Origin of the sequence: Clostridium sp., from assembly GCF_050717515.1 — a bacterium.
GTDB lineage: Bacteria > Bacillota > Clostridia > Clostridiales > Clostridiaceae > Clostridium_AD.
In genome coordinates this window covers 23,648-42,642 of the sequence record NZ_JBOITL010000040.1, presented here as the reverse complement: position 1 = coordinate 42,642, position 18,995 = coordinate 23,648, and the positions used below count along the sequence as shown (strand labels likewise).

General features: G+C 28.9%; 17 protein-coding genes. 5 read left to right on the top strand and 12 right to left on the bottom strand.

The genetic code is table 11. The features are described from left to right. Positions 1 to 28: 28 nt before the first annotated feature. Positions 29 to 604 carry a nucleoside recognition domain-containing protein gene (locus tag ACREV6_RS23960; RefSeq protein WP_431580562.1) on the bottom strand — a complete coding sequence of 192 codons (576 nt, stop codon included), beginning with the start codon at positions 602 to 604 and terminating at the stop codon, positions 29 to 31. Positions 605 to 978: 374 nt separating this feature from the next. Between ACREV6_RS23960 and ACREV6_RS23955 the strand changes: the two genes are divergently transcribed. Continuing rightward, on the top strand, positions 979 to 1,839 hold the full coding sequence (locus tag ACREV6_RS23955; RefSeq protein ID WP_431580561.1) for a putative ABC transporter permease: 861 nt from the start codon (positions 979 to 981) through the stop codon (positions 1,837 to 1,839). Between the two features lie 107 nt (positions 1,840 to 1,946). Further along, entirely contained in the window at positions 1,947 to 2,132 is a 186-nt protein-coding gene (locus tag ACREV6_RS23950; RefSeq protein WP_431580560.1) for a hypothetical protein, read from the top strand. 233 nt (positions 2,133 to 2,365) lie between these two features. Here the strand turns inward: ACREV6_RS23950 and truA are convergent, their stop codons facing one another. Further along, a complete protein-coding gene (gene truA, locus ACREV6_RS23945; protein ID WP_431580559.1) occupies positions 2,366 to 3,103 on the bottom strand; it encodes a tRNA pseudouridine(38-40) synthase TruA in 738 nt (245 codons plus the stop codon). A 95-nt stretch (positions 3,104 to 3,198) separates the two neighbouring features. Beyond that, entirely contained in the window at positions 3,199 to 4,731 is a 1,533-nt protein-coding gene (locus tag ACREV6_RS23940) for a YiiX/YebB-like N1pC/P60 family cysteine hydrolase (protein ID WP_431580558.1), read from the bottom strand. Positions 4,732 to 4,944: 213 nt separating this feature from the next. On the opposite strand from ACREV6_RS23940, the gene cls reads away from it, so the two are divergent. After that, on the top strand, positions 4,945 to 6,399 hold the full coding sequence (gene cls / locus ACREV6_RS23935) for a cardiolipin synthase (protein ID WP_431580557.1): 1,455 nt from the start codon (positions 4,945 to 4,947) through the stop codon (positions 6,397 to 6,399). 80 nt (positions 6,400 to 6,479) lie between these two features. Here cls and ACREV6_RS23930 read toward each other — a convergent pair whose 3' ends face one another. The 7 genes from ACREV6_RS23930 to ACREV6_RS23900 form a co-directional block, all read right to left on the bottom strand. Continuing rightward, positions 6,480 to 7,016: a hypothetical protein gene (locus ACREV6_RS23930; RefSeq protein ID WP_431580556.1), complete on the bottom strand. Its 537-nt coding sequence runs from the start codon at positions 7,014 to 7,016 to the stop codon at positions 6,480 to 6,482. After that, a complete protein-coding gene (locus tag ACREV6_RS23925; protein ID WP_431580555.1) occupies positions 7,000 to 7,317 on the bottom strand; it encodes a hypothetical protein in 318 nt (105 codons plus the stop codon). Before ACREV6_RS23925 ends, ACREV6_RS23930 begins: the two co-directional genes overlap by 17 nt. Next, positions 7,293 to 7,838 (bottom strand): RNA polymerase sigma factor, encoded by a 546-nt coding sequence (locus ACREV6_RS23920; protein ID WP_431580554.1) that lies wholly within the window; start codon positions 7,836 to 7,838, stop codon positions 7,293 to 7,295. Before ACREV6_RS23920 ends, ACREV6_RS23925 begins: the two co-directional genes overlap by 25 nt. A 5-nt stretch (positions 7,839 to 7,843) precedes the next feature. Beyond that, positions 7,844 to 8,818 carry a hypothetical protein gene (locus ACREV6_RS23915; RefSeq protein WP_431580553.1) on the bottom strand — a complete coding sequence of 325 codons (975 nt, stop codon included), beginning with the start codon at positions 8,816 to 8,818 and terminating at the stop codon, positions 7,844 to 7,846. Between the two features lie 169 nt (positions 8,819 to 8,987). Continuing rightward, positions 8,988 to 10,547 carry a hypothetical protein gene (locus tag ACREV6_RS23910; RefSeq protein ID WP_431580552.1) on the bottom strand — a complete coding sequence of 520 codons (1,560 nt, stop codon included), beginning with the start codon at positions 10,545 to 10,547 and terminating at the stop codon, positions 8,988 to 8,990. Between the two features lie 134 nt (positions 10,548 to 10,681). Beyond that, the gene (locus tag ACREV6_RS23905; protein WP_431580551.1) at positions 10,682 to 13,042 is read right to left on the bottom strand and encodes a DUF5050 domain-containing protein; all 2,361 of its coding nucleotides are present in this window, start codon (positions 13,040 to 13,042) and stop codon (positions 10,682 to 10,684) included. Positions 13,043 to 13,241: 199 nt separating this feature from the next. Next, on the bottom strand, positions 13,242 to 14,594 hold the full coding sequence (locus ACREV6_RS23900) for a GAF domain-containing sensor histidine kinase (protein ID WP_431580550.1): 1,353 nt from the start codon (positions 14,592 to 14,594) through the stop codon (positions 13,242 to 13,244). A gap of 235 nt (positions 14,595 to 14,829) precedes the next feature. Between ACREV6_RS23900 and ACREV6_RS23895 the strand changes: the two genes are divergently transcribed. Beyond that, a complete protein-coding gene (locus ACREV6_RS23895) occupies positions 14,830 to 15,402 on the top strand; it encodes an anti-sigma-I factor RsgI family protein (RefSeq protein WP_431580549.1) in 573 nt (190 codons plus the stop codon). 28 nt (positions 15,403 to 15,430) lie between these two features. Here the strand turns inward: ACREV6_RS23895 and ACREV6_RS23890 are convergent, their stop codons facing one another. Next, complete coding sequence (locus tag ACREV6_RS23890; RefSeq protein WP_431580548.1) at positions 15,431 to 16,600, bottom strand: N-acetylglucosaminidase; 1,170 nt, start codon at positions 16,598 to 16,600, stop codon at positions 15,431 to 15,433. Positions 16,601 to 16,876: 276 nt separating this feature from the next. On the opposite strand from ACREV6_RS23890, the gene rluF reads away from it, so the two are divergent. Beyond that, positions 16,877 to 17,662 carry a 23S rRNA pseudouridine(2604) synthase RluF gene (gene rluF / locus ACREV6_RS23885; RefSeq protein WP_431580547.1) on the top strand — a complete coding sequence of 262 codons (786 nt, stop codon included), beginning with the start codon at positions 16,877 to 16,879 and terminating at the stop codon, positions 17,660 to 17,662. Positions 17,663 to 18,235: 573 nt separating this feature from the next. On the opposite strand, the gene ACREV6_RS23880 is transcribed toward rluF, so the two are convergent. Then, the gene (locus tag ACREV6_RS23880; RefSeq protein WP_431580546.1) at positions 18,236 to 18,832 is read right to left on the bottom strand and encodes a class D sortase; all 597 of its coding nucleotides are present in this window, start codon (positions 18,830 to 18,832) and stop codon (positions 18,236 to 18,238) included. Positions 18,833 to 18,995: the final 163 nt, after the last annotated feature.

The window sequence follows — 18,995 nt, the reverse complement described above, 5'->3', positions numbered from 1 at the left end:
GCTCATCTTCTTTGAATCTTAAATGTCGTTAAAAATAACGTTGTAAAATTTTACAATAAACTACCCCTAAAATTGCAGCAGTACCTGTTGCAATTATAGCTGGCAGTATAATAATTGCTGGATTTTGTGAATTATAAGCAGCTCTTATAGATATCACTGTTGTAGGCAGAAATTGAATACAGGCAGCATTTAAAACTAAAAATAATGCCATATCATTGCTAGCTGTATCTTTGACCTTATTATTTTTCTGCATCTCTTCCATAGCTTTTATACCAAAAGGAGTAGCAGCATTAGATAACCCCATCATATTGGCTGTTAAATTCATAGTAATACTAGACATTACCTTCTGGTTTTTTCCAGCACCTTTAAATATAATTTTTAAAATTGGCCTAAGTATATTTGCCAATTTATCAGTTAGTCCACTTTTTTCAGCAATTTTCATTATGCCACACCAAAGACATATCATTCCAACCAGACCTATTACAAGTTCAACAGAACCAGCTGCTCCTAAAACAACAGCCTTTGATAGGACTTCTGCTTTCCCTGTAAAAATCCCAATAATTATACCTAAGAATAGAATTAAAAACCAAATAATATTTATCATACATTTTCCCCCTAGCATTTAAATTATCAGTGGTTCATTAATATATATGTAGCTATTTATATATAATTGCATGTATTTATATTTTATTCATTTCATCTATTAATAGTTTATTCACTACATATACTATAAAAAAAACATTTTTTGTGTTATTATTTTCTTGTTGCATATACAATTAATCATCATCTTCAAAGTTGCAATATTAACGACTTCAAAAGGAAATTCCCCTCTTTGTAGACCTCTGGTGCAGATAACAATTATCAATTGTTATCCTCCCACTAAAGTTTTATCTTTGTTATTATATATATTCCCCTACTTATAAAAGTGGGCGACTATCCTTCTGAAATGTCGTTAACAATAAAAAAAGGAGTTACTATATGATTAATGTACCTTTATTAAACTCTAGTGTATTTACACTTTTTTGTTATTTTATTATCTATTCCTTTATGGGCTGGTGTCTTGAAACAGTCTACGCCACAATAAAGAAAAGTGAATTTGTTAATAGAGGCTTCCTCCATGGTCCTTTTTGCCCTATTTATGGTTTTGGTACACTATCCATAATTGTTTTGCTAAAACCTATAGAGTCTAATTATATTTTTCTCTTTTTAGGTTCAATAATCTTAACTTCTTTTCTAGAATACATGACAGGATATATTCTAGAGACTACGTTTAATAGTACTTGGTGGGATTACAGTGATGAACCCTATAATCTTCATGGAAGAATTTGCTTGTCCTTTTCTATAATATGGGGGCTTGTTTCCATGTTCATTTTGAAGGTAGTTCATCCATATATTGTTTATATAGTAAATTCAATACCACCTACACCCGGCATAATACTTTTTTATATTACTCTCCTCTATTTTATTATGGATTTTACAACTACTGTAATAACTGTATATAAATTGCGATGTCTGTTAACCCAGTTAAATACAGTATATTCAGAATTAACTGAGAAACTATCAGATTTTAAGTTGAATTTAGGAAATACTAAGGATATGTCTGAACTTAAAATTAAGTTGGATAGTTTAATAGAAAGTGCCGAAATGAAAGTTAGTAAGAAGAAGTCTGAAATTGAAAATATTATAAAAGAATTGAAATTAAAATATGACTCCTTGGTTATTAAAAAATATCCTGATTATTCAAGACTTATAAAAGCCTTTCCTGACTTAAGATTCAAGGGACTAGATTCTATTTTAAAAGATGTTAAAAATAAGGTTTATAAGAATAAGAAAATGTAATCTTATGCTTTTCCATAAAAAAATTCCTTGTTGATTTCAAATTAGTGGTTACTAACATTAAAACATAGGTATACTAAAAAATAACATAAGTTAAAGGAGATTAAAAAATGAAAGAGAACAACATAAAGCTAGCACAAAAGGGAATTGATGATGCACTAGAAACTATAGACGCCCTAGAAAAAACTATAAAAGAAACTCCTCTTCCAAAAAATATATTAAAAGAAAGTTTTTATATTCTTTCTAAAAAAGTTGATGAAATTGAAGATATATTGAAAAATGAAGGTATACTGTAATTTGACCTATGTAAACATATAGTTTATATTTATTTGCATAAAAGCCATTAAGAGACTAATAGTATTGGTCTCTTAATGGCTTTTATGCGTAATTATAAAAAATACCTTACCTCCATATTTTAACATATTAGGAGGCAAGGTATTAATATTATATTTGTTTTTTATAGCCACTAAACAACATTTAGAGTTATTTAATGCATTGTTCATATTATGACCTAGCAGCCGCTAAGTTTTTAATAATTAACTTCTTCTAGGAATAATCCTTTAGCTGGTGCAATGTGTCCTGAATATTTTCTTTCTTTTTTATCTAAAATATCGTTGATTCCGTCTGCAGGTCTTTCACCCAGCCCTACTTCAACAAGGGTTCCAACTATTAATCGTACCATATTTTTCATAAATCCATTTCCTTGAATACTAATTTCTATATTTCCATCTTCATCCACAATATTTATAGTGTAAATGTTTCTGACAGTAGATTTTTTCTTAGTTTTAAGTGTTGTAAAACTTTGAAAGTCATGTTCCCCTATTAAATATCCTGCTGCTTTTCTCATTTTTTCAACATTTAGAGGTTGTGGTATATGGTACTCATATTTTCTATTAAATACATTGTGTGCTTTGTTATTACATATATTATATACGTATTTTTTAACCTTGGCATTGTATCTAGCATGGAAATTCAAATCTACTTCTTCCACTGTCTTAACTACAATGTCGTCAGGTAAATATTCATAGCAATAACTACGCATCTTATGTGTAGGCATTGCAGCTTCTGTTCTAAAGTTTGCTACTTGATTTGTTGCATGAACTCCTGCATCTGTTCTGCCTGAAGCTGTAATTTCGATATTTTCTCCAGCCATTTTACTTAAAACGGTTTCTATTTTGTGTTGAATTGTATTGTCACTATCTCCAAGTCTTTGCCATCCTTTATACTTAGTACCATCATATTCTATTACAATTTTTATATTTCTCATATTTATTATTTATCCTACTTTCTATTTTAGAGTTTAATCTAATTTTTTAACTATTTTTTTTAATACATACCTTATATTATATACATATATCACGATTAATAAAACATACCATATAAAATAATTCTTAACTTTGATAATGCTGAATGAAATTTCACTACAGGATACCTTGTTTCTGTATTTAAAATAACCCTACGCTTTATGATTGTCCACTTAGTCAATTTCCAAGTTGTCTTTAAATCCTTTGCACTTTTCCTTACCGCTTTTCTTTCTCTTTCACTACCATCATAAAATAGTACAAAATCGAATTCTGCATCTTCACTATTAAATTCTTCATCAAATTTTTTAATAATACTATTAGGTGAAAGTAATAACCTACCTGCTTTTGGCTCTAATGTAAATGTAAGCCCTCTCTTATTGCTTGAAGATAAATAAGACTTATAAATTAGTTCACTACAAAACAAAGCGTTATCTGTCATAATATCAAAATTATAATCGTATGCCTTTCCTAAATATTCAAAGGCTACAAATAGTGCTTTTAATTTGTCTTCCTTTGATAGTTTAGGACGTAGTGCAGAAAAATAATCGACTTTTGCAATAACATCTAGAGAATTTATTACCACACCGGCGGCAATAGCTTCTATAATATATAGTCTATTATTTTTTTCACATAAACTATGGTATACCTTAGGATATATTACTTTTAAATACTCCGAAACACACAAGTAATCCCCTAGTGGCATGTCCTCAAAGTACTTATCTAATTCTTCTAAGCAACCTATATAAATAGCAGAATGGGTCCAGAATCCAGGTAATCCCAAGTTTGTTAATTGATAATTGTTTTTCTTTAAAAGTATATCACCTGGCAGCAATTCACCTTTGATAATATTAATATCTTCATTGCTAACATACTTTTCTTTTCTACTAGAATAATCAACTCCAGTAATACTTATAGCAACCCATCTTTGAAATGGGAACCAAAAATCAAAAACATTTTTTCCCAAAAATTGAATTACATTGTTGAAGACAATATTTTTATGATTTTTAACAAGTTTTAGTACATTTGAATAATTACAACTTGCATAATCTAATAATTCTCTTTCAATTTTATCTCGCAGGTAACCAGAAACTTCATAGTCATTTACCATAAAATCAAAGTAATGTTTATTTCTAAATAAAGATATCATATAAGAAATTTCTGTAATTTCTTGTGTAATGTAATAATATTGTTTTTTATTGATATTGTATTCAGGCCTACTTTCATTTAACATTGACTCAAGATACCTGTTTTTATCTATGATGCTCACCAATAATATAGAGTTTTTACGTATTGCTATGGTAGTAACATAAATCAACAATATATTTTTAAATTTAGTGTGTGAATCTTCTGCACTTTTTAATATAAGTTTATTTTTATATTTTTTCCTAATTTCATTAAGTCCATTGTAGCATCCTACATAACTAACCCATTTTTCTAATATACACAGTTTGCTCGCTAAGGACATATTTTGAATATCAGAATTAAACAAAACTTTGTTTTTTTGGATTTCATTCACCACATACTCTAATTCTTTTATAAGTTCTAAGGATTGGCTTATTTCCTCATTAACTTTTCTATGAACTACGCCCATACCCCTATCCCCCATAAATTGACTTTAGCAATTTAATATTATTATATCATATAACTCACTATTCCTTTACTAATATAAATTATAAAATTAAAATATTTCTATTTTATTTTAATATATTGAATAATTTCATGTATGTTTTATTTTTTACATGTTTTTTACACACTTTTATATGTATAATATATATCATATATAATAAATTTTTTGGAGGTTCATATGTTTACACCTGAACTATTATTACATTTTTTGAATTTATTGTTTATTATTAATATCCTCTTCGCCTTAGTAGTTGTGTTTTTTGAACGAAAAAACCCTGCAAGCACTTGGACTTGGCTTATGGTATTACTATTTTTACCTAGTATAGGGTTTATTATATACTTATTTCTTGGTCAAAATTTGAAGAAAAAAAAATTGTTTTCATTGAAAAAAGAAGAAAAAGAAAATCTCACCTCAATTATTGATAAACAAAAGGAATTTTTAAGCAATGACTCTTTAGTTAAAAGTAATCCTTTTTTAAGTAAATATTCTGATATGATGGAGCTTAATCTTTGTAGTGATAATGCCTTTTACACTAATAATAACCAAGTAACTATATTTACTGATGGTAAGTCAAAGTTCGATCAACTTAAAGAAACCCTTGAAAATGCAAAGCTATACATTCATATGGAGTATTATATATTTCAAAATGATAATTTAGGAAATACTATTCTTGATATTTTATGTAGAAAAGCTAAAGAAGGAGTAGAGGTAAATTTACTCTATGATGGTATGGGATGCCTCAAAGTTCCTAAGTCTTTTTTCGCTTCTTTAACTAAGGCTGGAGGAAAGGTTGCTTGTTTCTTTCCTCCCTTTCTTCCTTATATAAATCTTAGAGTAAACTTTAGAAATCACCGTAAAATTTGCACTATTGATGGTAAGTACGCCTTTATCGGTGGTTTTAATATTGGTGATGAATATTTAGGACTTTCTAAAAGGTTTGGTTTTTGGAGAGATACCCATTTATTCATACAAGGAGATGCAATAGATGCATTGGAATTGCACTTCCTAATGGATTGGAGATTTGCTTCCAATGAAGACTCTGTTTTTGATAGCAAATATTTCCCTCATAGAACCCACCTTGGTAAAACCGGTCTTCAAATGGTTTCAAGCGGTCCTGATTCCACTTTCAATTCTATTAAAAATGGTTATTTAAAAATGATTAGTAAAGCAGAAAAAAATATTTATATTGAAACTCCTTATTTTATTCCAGATGACAGTATATTGGAAGCTTTAAGAATAGCCTCGCTGTCTGGAGTAGATGTGCGTATTATGATACCTAGTAAGCCAGATCATCCCTTTGTGTATTGGGCTTCCACATCATATATGGGAGAGCTATTAGAATCTGGTGTCAAATGTTATACCTACACTAAGGGCTTTCTCCATAGTAAATTTCTTTCTATTGATGGCTCTATAAGCTCTGTAGGAACTGCTAATCTGGATATTAGAAGTTTTACTTTGAACTTCGAAATTAATGCTTTTATATATGATAAAGACATAACTTCTAAGTTAGATGATTTTTTTAATAATGATTTAAAGTTTTGTGAGGAGCTAACTCTCCAAAAATATACTAATAGAAGTTTTATTGTTAAGTTCAAGGAATCTGTTTCAAGGTTACTTTCTCCTATACTATAATGAAAAAGGGCTGTCTCAAAATAGAAATTACTCTCTATTTTGAGACAGCTCTTTTAATTTATTTTAATAGGTGCCTTATACTATTTCTTTTTAACTAGAAGATATACTCCCACAAATACAAAAAGTACTGGTACAAAGTATGCTCCTATGCTGTGTCTTATAAAATAATATATTGTATTATCTGGAAATAATTTATTAATAATTGAAAGAAAACCTATTATTACTAATCCATAGCCTACTATTAACCCACCCTTCCCCTTCATGTTTTTTATTATATCATCATTTAAATTTTTACTATTACTTGAATTTTCACTATTATTAAAAGTTTCACTATTATTTGAATTGTGATATTGATTAAATATAAAATCAGAGTCACGTACATTTTCTCCTCTATCAAGTCTGTGAGCTATATTGAATGTGTCAAAGCACAAATAGAACCAAAGTGGTATTATTATTATTCTTGCTAATCCACCTAACCCAATAAAGTTAAATAAGGGCTCTATCAGAAAAAATATAACCATTGCTTGTATTCCTTTTTTCATAAGTCCTAAGTACATATACCCGAGTCCAGGAACTAAGGACGACATAAAGGTTAAAAAACTACTTCTTTTTTGCATTATACCCATCTCCTATCAAATGTTTTAAAATATCCATTTTTTCATTATATTTATATTGAACAACCATAATTTCTGTTTTTAATTTATATTGTGTATTAATTATTTTATATTGTAAGTTCGTACTAATTATCATTATCATAGTGAGCCCTGCAACAATTAATGACATAGCAGGTATGTCTATTGAATTTTTTTTAGTTTTTTGCAATTTACTCATTAGCTTTTCATTATAATTGTTAGTCGTTTCACATTCTTCAAAGGAATTTAGTATAAGCCTATCTAGATCATCCCAATTTTCTTGCATACTGTGATATCCCCCCTTTGAATTTCTATCTTCAGTTTTTGTTTTGCCCTATAAACTCTTCCCTCTACAGTTTTTTGAGATATATTTATAACGCTAGCTATTTCCTTTTGGCTTAAACCTATATAATAATATAATACTATTACTTGTTTCAAATCTCGTGGAAGACTATTAATACATTGTCTAATATGATTTTTCTCATCTATGTCACATTCATTATGCTGAATATTAGTATTAAATAGTCCAGTTAAAAAACCCTTTATACTCCTCTTTCTCTTATAATCTAAGGCTTTTGACATTGATATTTTATAGATATATGTGGATAGTGAACATTCTTCTCTAAACTTCACTATATTATTATACAAAGCAATAAATACTTCTTGAGACAAGTCTTCAGCTTCAAAGTAATCCTGCGTATATGCATAACACAAAGATATAACTTTTCTTTTATACTTATTTATTGTTTCAATAAAGCACTCATTGTCTTTATTTCTTAGTCTCTCTACTATTTGATGATCTTCCAAATATATCACTCCTGACTATCGACACTCACTACGCCATTATTAACATCAACTTTAATTTTCCCTTGACCATTTCCAATCTTTGTTGATATTCCTCTGTTTATTTTTTTATCTCCATTTACTGTACATACGCCACTATTTATATCTGCTTCTACATTTAAGTTTTTATCCTCTGTGTATACAGTAATTTTACCATTACTTGCATCTATATTTATATCGGTACAAAGTTTATTTCTAAAAAATATATTAGCATTAGAAACATTTATATTACTTTTTTTAATGTCTCCCTGTAAGGAAATATTTGCATTGCTTGCATCTATATCTATATCTGATTTTATATTTGTATCAATAGTCTTTACTTGACAATTAGCAACATCAATTTTCAAATTGTATCCATCAGGTACATATATATATGCCTTAACCCGTTTAATATAACTTTCTTTAATATTAACCTCATACCCCTCCATAGTTTTCTCTTCAACTATTTTATAATCATTAACTGAGCTATTTTCTTTCACATAGACATCTGCTTCAACTCTTATATTTTTGTCTTCTGATTTACAAATCTTAATATCTGCATTGGAAGCTTTAAATACAAGTCTATTGCCACTAATAGATAAGGTTTTAGATACACTTATTTTTTTTGTATCATTTAAGGATCCTAACTTAAAATCTCCGCCGTTAAATTCAATACCAGATCCAATTCTGTCTATTAGGTTTCCAAAGTTTCCAGACAAATTACTAAATGTATTTATACCTAAATACAGAAATATAATTAAAATAGTAAAGTAGTTAAATTGGATTCTATCTCCCTCTTTTCTTCTAGTAACCCGTATTAATATCTCTACTCCAAGTAAAATGAAAATTGCAGGCCACCATATAAGTAATTGAGTTCCCAGCTCTGGATTATTCATATTTATAATCATCCAGATACCTAGAAAGATTAGACCTACTGAAGAAGTAATTGTACCTATTTTTCTCATAAAAATCCCTCCTTAAATTTAGTTCTCATATATTTAGACGTATACAATATAGAAAATCCCACAAACTTTTTTAATGTTTGTGGGATTTTTTATTTAAGAGTGCCTAACATACTTTATTAGGCTATTAAATCATCACCTGCGAAGCTGCAACGACTTCAGAAGGATATTGTTAAAATGTAATAAAGAAAGGTACAAATACCATCATAGTTAATATTGTATCCAATACTAAAGCTATACCAAATTTACTAATTGGCATTGCTTCTAAATCTTTTTCGTAAAGTTTATATCCAAAGGAATAGCATATTGTACTTATAACAACACCAATCAATACTGAAACCCATTTGTGTGCTAAAATTTGTGGAAGTAAATACATCTTATCTCCATAGGAGTTGCTCAATACAACTGCGGTTTTTAATGCAAAGCTTCCAATGGAAATAAGTATGAAATATACTTTCTTTTTCTTATCCGAAAGACAATAAGAAAAAAAAGTCATAATAGATATTAGGAGGACTACAGGTATTATCCATTTAATAGAATATAGTACGTAAACAAAACTATATACAAACCCCTGAAGAGTATTTAATTGGGCCTGCTTTGTTTCTATTGCTAAATGGACATTATTAACTTTCTTAAACTGCTCATTTTGTGATCCTAGATATATTCCATACTCATCTTCTTTATTATAACTGGCGTATGCAATTGTATCTCCGCTTATTGCAGGATAAGTCGTAAGGCCTGATAGTCTAGATGCAAAGCTATAGCTAGCTACCTTATTATCCTTTAAAATAAAATCAACTATACTCTGCTGGCTATCTTTAGTTCCAAATATTCTATCAGCTGTGGCAAAAAATCTAGCCCCTTCTTTGGAATAGGTTCCAACAACGTTAAAAATATTTCTATTATTATCAATATACAATTCACTAGAGTTTTTACTGCTTCCATCCAAGGCAAATTCTAGAATCCTAGTCCCTACAATTTCTCCTTGCACACTGTATTCAATTAATAAATATCCATTTTTGCTATCGCTTGCAGTAGCGGTATTATTAAATGTCATAGATGCACTTTTGTTAAGTACCCCTGCTACTTTAGGCAATGATGCTACTCCATCCTGCACTGTTATATAACTAAAGCCTTCTTCTCCATTGCAATATGTAAACATACACCCACTTTCAGTTTTAACACCTGAAAATAAGGTTGCACCCTTTATATTAAAATTGATCTTAGAATTTTTAGCCACATCTAATACTTGAATTTTGTCTTTATAACCCACTATTAAAATATCTTCACCTATTTGATAGGTCTGCGTTATGTTTTCTATTTTCGTCCTATCTAATTCCTTTAGTTCTTTATCCAATTTTATAATTTTTAAACTGTTGGCACCATTATCATAGGAATTGTAACTAAGATAAAAAAAACCTTGCCCTTTTAATAAATTCACCTCTTTAACCAAAGTATCTTTAGTTTCAAAGCTTTTTTCCACTATTTTTTTCCCTAAATCATCTGTAACTACAACCTGTAACTTACCCCCATCATTGAAAGCTACAATGTTATTTTTATCATTTTTTAATATTCTAGGAAAGCATGTTATATTCCCTTTAGATATAGCAACCTCCTTGCTCCACTTAGTAGATGGTGGTTGCCTCCTTATATCATATTCCACTTTGTATTGAAATCCTATTATTGCGAAAAACAATACTATAAAACTTATTATGTACATTTTCTTTTTCATTTTTTGCCCCCATTAATGTTTTTTGTAAACCTTTAGATTTTTACCCCCATAAAAAAATTAATCACTAATGGGATGGTTAAGTTTTTTTTAAAAATTAACCACCTCATTAATATTTTTGGTGTTTTTTCACATGCCTAATTTACTAATTGTCGCTCACTTCCATCTTTTTTTATTTTATAGTTTTTGTTATCTGTCCCATTTTTATATAATATCCAATCACCCTGTACCTTGGTGTCCATAGTCACATCTTTATTTAACATAGTCTTACCAAGGGCATCTTTTCTAATCTTATATAAATATCCCCCATTAGACCAATTACTGTAATAAATCCATTGTTCATCCATTGCTATAAACCAACATTCGGAATCAACAAGTTTCGCTTGTATTGTTCCGTCTGATGACATTTTATATAATCTATGTTCTTTAAATGCATTACTGAAATATATCCAAGTTCCATCAATAACCGCATGTTCCATTGATTGTAGATATTGAAATTTTCCACTTACACTTATTGGATATTTTTTTCTGTTCCACTCATGGTCTTTATTAGCGATTTCTTCATCAGATAAATTAAAATAAGTATATTTAACCTTATCACCCTCATCTGGAACTGGATCATTCAAGGTGGCATCTAGATGATAATATTCACCATCTATTTTCACCATATTCCAAGCATGAAGTTCTTTTTTTACATTGGCATCATCTTTTACTACTTTAGCTTCTATTCCAGCTAAATTTAATAATAACTTCATTGTATCAGCATATCCTTGGCAAACAGCCTTACCAATAATTAATGTTCCATAAGCCGTATAAGAATCTTTTGGCAATGTCCCCATTTTATAATTTTCATAATCATATGCTGTATTTTTCACAACATATTGATGTATTGCTAATTCCTTTTCTAAATCCCCCATATTGTTATTAGTTATATTATTTACAATGTCTTTCGCTTTATTATATGCTGCAGCTACCTTAACATCATTTATTATTACATCATACTTGTTTTCTATAGCAGCATACAATTCATCAAAACTAATAACTTCAGTGCAAGGCCTGACTGGCTCTACTTCATTACCCTCATCGTTTTCAGGGATAACTTTTATAACTTTTAATTTCCAACCTTCATAGAGTTTTTTACTAGGATCACTTTTCATAACTTTCCATAGTGTAGAATTAGAAGACATTGTCCATAAATCTAAAATGTATGTACCAGGAACAGTTGGCGTCCATTCTATTTGTCCTCTATATTCCTTATTGTCTTTTATCCACTTATCTGTTGTAGTATTAAGAATGTGAAGTTTGTAAGTATATGGTCCAGCCATTCCATTTATATCTTTAATTCCGCCTATTGTTACTTTTTCCCCTACTTTGAAAGTACTTTTCTCTATATCCATATCATTTATGGTATACACTCTATTGCTAGCATTTTTTTCAACACAATTTAGATAAGCTCCATAACTATTATCATATTTCTTCAAAGATTTTTCTTCCCTCACCTGTATCCAAAGTTTATATTTGCCAACCCAAAACTTCTTGTCTGGAGAAATCTCGTAAGGTTTGTCTGAGTCAACTAAAGGAGTATACCCATTAGTAATATCTTCGTAGGTTTTTGTGTTTTCACTATATATCCATGCTCTATATTGAACCTTTTTTGCATACTTTGAAGTAATGTAAAATTTCTCTTTTTCTCCTGCTACTAGCGGTGAATGTCCAACGCCCACAAAAGATACTTGTACCTTTTTTTCTGTATCTTTTACTGTAATAACTTTAAGTTTCCAGCCTTCATATAACTTGCTTTGTGGATTCTTCATTAAGCTCTTCCAAAGTGTAGAATTATAAGACATATCCCAAACCACTAAAACATAAGTTCCAGCTTTGGTAGGCACCCATTCTAAATTATTTCTATAACCCTTATTATCTAATATCCATTCATTAGTTTCAGTATCGTATACATGAAGCTTATATGTATATGGACCTTTCATGCCACTAATATTTTTAATTCCATTTATTGTTACCTTTTCGCCTACTGTATAAACATCTCTATCAATGTCCATATCTCCTGCTGAATACACTCTATTATTATCATCTCTATTTACACAGTTTAAACTAGCTATATACTCACTATCATAATTTTTTACAGAATTTTCTTCTTTAACCCAAACTATAAGCTTGTATTTACCTAATTTAAAGTCTTCATTGGGCCTAACTATATAGGGTTTAGTAGCATCTAATGACTCTGTATAACCCTTAGTAATTTCTATTTTTTTATTCATATTAACATTAATTAAAAAAACTCTATATTTAACTTTTTCAGCTCCCACAGAGGTTAAATAAAAACTTTCACTATCCCCTGCAACTAATGGAGAATGGTCTACTCCCACAAACGCTATCTTGACAGTTTTTTCTACTGCCATTACATATTTAAAATTCCCACACAAAATAATAGTAAGGAATATAAGTAACAGAACTTTGAATACTCCTGAATCTTTCCTCAAAAATCCACCCCCCTTTGATTTCAAAACCACAAGTCTTATAAATATAATGTTAGTATGTATTTTACAGTTTACAAAAAACTTATTAATATTTTATTATAACATTAATTACTATAGTTGGTAAACTTAATATAAGTTTCCAATGAATATATTATACACGAAATACTTTTTTTATTCTATATATAAAAGCTATGATATTTATTTATTTTTTCCTTGAAATAGGTATACTAAATGAAAAATCAGTTCCTTTTCCTATTTCACTTTCAACCCATATCTCCCCACCATGTTCTTCAATAATATACTTACATATAGCTAATCCAAGTCCCGTGCCTCTAGGTTTATTGGTAAGAGTATCACCAACTTGGCTGAATTTTTCAAATATATATTTTTTATCTTCCTCTCTAATACCTACCCCTGTATCACTAATACTTACTATTATACTTTCCTCCACTGCTCTAGCTGTGCAAACTATACACCCTTGCTGCGTGAATTTTATAGCATTAGAAATAAGGTTAATTATTACCTGCATTAATTTATCTTTATCTGCCATAATTTTGGGAAGAGGTTCTCTTACATTTTGTATAACTTGAAGCGATTTGTCTCTAATAATTGGATTGGTTAAGGTTATTACCTGGGTTATAATTTTTTCTACGTCAATTTCTCTCATATTCAAACTAACTTTTCCCGCTTCCATTCTTGATATATCTAACAAATCATTTATAAGACAGGATAATCTCTCACCCTCTGATAAAATTATATTTATATCTCTCTTTATCTTAACAACTGATCTTTTATTTTTTTCATTTTCAAGATCTAGTTCTTCCACTATAGCTCCTTCAAACTTTCGTTTAACCATTTCTGCAAAACCAATAATTGAAGTTAAGGGCGTTCTAAGTTCATGAGAAACAGTAGATAAAAAATCTGTTTTCATCTTATCCATATCCTTCAGTTTTTGAAAAAGCATAGCATTTTCTATAGCTACGGCTACTTGACTGACAAAGGAAAAAACATTAGTCCTCTCGTTTTCATTATAGGCTGACTTTTTATGGTTTAGCATTATCACTACCCCATATATCCCCTCTTTATAAATTATAGGAATTATAAATAAACTTCTCATATGGTATAATAGTAATTGAATCTCTGTGCTATACTTTATATAATCTACCTTCTTTAAATCCTTAATATAATAGGTTGCTCCAGACTCTGTGATTTTTTTTAATAGTTCAATACATTTATTATCCTGCAAATAACTACTTAGATTTGTTTCCTCTTCATGCCCATGACAAGCCATAAGTTCAAATTTATTACCATTTTTAAATAAGCTTATAGCAGTATCATAATCTAGAATTTCATATAAATTTTCGAGTAACCTATTAAAAATATCATTAATGTCTGTTGTAGAACTAAATATACTAGTAGTAGCATTAATTTTTTTATCAAATTCTTTAGATTTTCTAATCATTACCATCTTCATTTTTATATGAATAACTGTAATGTTGGCTATAAATACAATGCCTATATATACGTAAAACTTTATGCCTAATACTTCTATCATAATATACCTCTATTTATCATTAATCATCTTCGATGCTATTAATCATCTTCGATGCTATTAAATATTTTATATATTTCTACATCAATACACAATTTAATACTTAACTACAATGAAAATACCAATTTTTTCACCTTATGTCAAGTATTAATAAGTATTTCATATACCTAATCATTAATATATAATAAAATATGCTTAATATATTCTATCTTTATTATCATATGAAAGAGGTGCCTTTATGCGAAAAGCTGGTAAAGTAATCAATATCGAAAAAAATAAAGTGTATATCATAACCACAAAGAATGAATTTGCTACTCTTGAAAAGCATGCGACTGAACCTAAAATAGGTGAACCATATGCAGGTGAAGAATTTCGTAATGCTGCCATTTGGAAATATTTATTAGTAATTGCATGCATGGCAGTACTTTTATTTTCAATAAAAAAATTATATTTAGATAATAAAAATAATTATTCCATTATTGTAGACATGAATTCTTCTATAAAGATGGAGGTAACGGGTACAGATAAAATTAAAAAAGTCGAAGGAGTAAGCTCTGGAGGCTATAAAATCAAGCGACTTCTTCCTTTAGAAAATAAGTCATTGGATGAGGCCTTAAAATTAATTCTAGATGAATCTATTAAGCAAAAATATCTAACTAAAGCACATGCTGATGATGGTTTTAAAATTTCTATATTCATTTCTGGAAATAAAGGTAATACAACCATTAACTTAACTGAGTTTATAAAATATGCTGATGCTCATAATTTCAAGGTATTAGTAAATAATAATGGACAAGTTAAAATAGACTAAGGGTATCCTATATAGGATACCCTTAGTTCTATTTATACTGAGGTATTTCAAATACTAAAGATGCATTACTACATTTATCTAAGATTTCTTTAATTTTATAACTTTGCTTATATGCCCAAGCTATGTCTGTAGCATATTGATGACGATAATCTACACTTGCTGGAATGGCTGGGTTCCATTTCATTTTATACAGTGTATTTTGTTTATAATCATTATTGTTTATATATTGAGTAGAAATCCATTTAATTCCACCTTCAATAGCAGCCTCTGGAGTAAACCACCCCTCCGTATAAGCTTTTTCCGAACCTAATTTATTAGCATTTATATCTCTTGCTCCAATCCCGAACATATTATAAGTTTTTTTGCTCTCAACTGGGCTCCCAGCAACTACATTAACTACTATACCATTAGCTAATACTGATCCACCATGACCGGTTTCTAAAATACTATGAGCAATAACATATGCTGGGTTAATATTATATTTCTTACAAGCATTCAAAAACGTTTTACCTTGACCTTCTAGTATTCCCTCGCCTTCTAATACATTATCGAGCTCCTCTGCAGTGATTCCCTGAATATAATTTAATGTTAAAAATTGATATACCGCATAATTATGCTTTTCAAAATTTTCAGGATTCAAATATTCATAAATATCTTTATTACTAGGAATCAATTCATAATTAGCTATGCCATATTTAGGACTTAGTTTACTTTGTATAACTAGCATTTTATCTAATGTGGTATCATATGGCTTATAAACATATTTCTTATTAACAGTATTCATTAACGGCACATTATCTGTTACTGCTATAGTAAAATTCATATTTACAGCTGCCTTAAGCGAATTACTATTTAAGCCCGTTATAGTTTTAGAAATTTGCAGTGAATAAGTTTGTCCCTCTATATAACCATCAGTTGGTGGTTTTACTATTATGGTATTATTTATAGAGTCATAGGATATCTTTACTTCTGCTGGAATCGCTACTGGATTATAGACCTTAACACTTTTAGTAAGGTTGTCCACATTAATTCCTTGATTAAACTTAATCTTCCACACTTTATTAGCTGACACATTTGTCTTATGTTCCATTTGAATAGGACCCGTGGCTGCTCTAACAGTATTCGGAATAAATATAAATAAACCGCACATTATAATTAGGAATAATTTTAACTTATTTAAAATAATTCTATTTATCATTTTATCTTCCCCCTATACTTTTTATTGAAATTCACTAACGTGGTTTATTCAACAACTTCACTCCAAAATGTAATTAATTTGCCATTTCCCTTTATGTTTGGATGATTATTTAATATAATGAAATGAAACATTACTTTTGTTAATGGATAGCTTGTCCATAATTGTTCCATTATTTATATTGATGTGAATATTTAACCAATATGTTATAACTATTTTACCATATATCATTAATTATTCAACTTAATTTTACTATACAATTCCAAAGGACGGTGTGAAATGAAAACCATAAATAATGATAAAGAAAAAAATATTATTCAGCACTGTGAAAATAGTGCTTCAAAAACTAGATTAAACAAATTTATAAGCGAAACGGGTTTTTGCTCTAGGCGCGGAGCAGATAAAATGATTGACGAAGGTAAGGTCAAAGTAAATGGTAAAATCCCTGAAATGGGCACTCAAGTATCTTCAACAGATTTAATTGAAATAAATGGTAAACCGTTGAAAAATAAAGAAGAATTAGTTTATTTAGCTTTCAATAAACCTGTTGGAATAACCTGCACTACAGAGCATAAGATTAGGGGAAATATTATAGACTTTATTAATTTTCCAAAGAGAATTTTCCCCATAGGCCGCCTTGATAAACCTTCACAAGGTCTTATATTTTTAACAAATGATGGAGACATTGTAAATAAGATTCTAAGATCAGGTAATAACCATGAAAAAGAGTATATCGTTACTGTGGATAAACCTATATCTCATGATTTTATAAAAAATATGGCAAATGGTTTACCTATACTTAATACTGTAACTAAAAAGTGTTTTATAAAAAAAGAAGGTAAATATGTTTTTAGAATAATTTTAACAGAAGGGCTTAACCGTCAAATACGAAGAATGTGTGAGTACTTAGGCTATGCAGTTGTAAGACTTGAAAGGCTTAGAATTATGAATGTTTCTATAGATAGACTACCAATTGGTAAGTGGAGATACCTAACACAAGATGAACTAGTAGGTATTAATGATTTAATTTCTAATTCCATTAAAACTGAAAATGCCTCAAAATAATATTACTATAGCTTTCTTCTATATTAAAAAAGCGCACAAAATTGTGTGCTTTTTTAATATAGAGTTATCAACATTATCCACAGCTGCACTGTGGATAACTTGTTAATCTTAACTAACAATAACTATTTTATTTGACTCTAATTCTTAGTCGATTCTGTAGTTTCATTTTTATTCTTTATATATACATAATAAGTTTTATGTTTTATACAAATATCCTTTACTTAATTATTTATTATTATTTTTATTAATTTGTTGATAATTTAATTTTTTTATTGTTTTTTATTTAGACTAACAGATTATACACATTAAAATTTACTAGTCCACAAATGTATTAAAACTATGTAGCCTTTTTAAAAATTATTATATACTATTCAAGACTTATGCACATTATCCACAATTTATCTGTGTATAAGTTGTGGAATTGATGTTATGGAGTGATTATTAGTATTAATTAGAGAAATTATTAAAAAAAATTTGCATTTTTTTCATTTTAATGAAAATTATTTTAAATTTTATTTTTAAGTTATGCACATTATCCACAGTTTTGTTGATAACATGTTGATAACTTTTAACCTATTTGTTTACAATTCTTCCTTTAATTATGAGTCTATGGGTAGCTACTCTTATTGGAGTACATGTTACTAATGTTATTTCTGCGCCTTCGGTATTATCTAGAACAGATATTTCTTCTGGTTTTACCACTTTACTTTCATAAACAATATATTCGAACTCTCCGTCCATAGTAGTAACCATTATTTTATCACCTATATTTAATTCATCTAATCTATTAAAATATTGATTATATGTATAACTCCTATGACCTGCAACACAAAAATTGCCTTTAGCTCCCGGCATTGGCGTTCCAGTAAAATGACCCACTGCATATTTTAATATATCTGCATCAACACCTTCGCTAAGTGCTACAGTTAGCTGGATTTTAGAAATGGAAATAATTCCAATGGTACCTTTTGTTGTAGCTGAAGGCTTTTTATCAACAGTCTTTATATTTTCACTAACACCTAACTTTTCATCAGCCTTTTGAATGTTTTTCTTAAAGTCTTCAATCATAACCTTTTGTGTTTTATTAGCAGTATATCTCATAGCTAGTGCAGAAATGATAATAGCTACTCCTATAATCATCATAAGTATTCCAATCCAACCCTTTTTCACAATATTCCCCCCATCCATTTTGTAATTTTTTTCAATATATCTAAACATTATATCATATTTAAATATGCTAGTTAAACCTATGCTTATATACTTGTTGTTTATTTGAATTTGACTGACCATAATAAAATTTCTTGATTACCACCTTAGAAAATGCTATATTAGG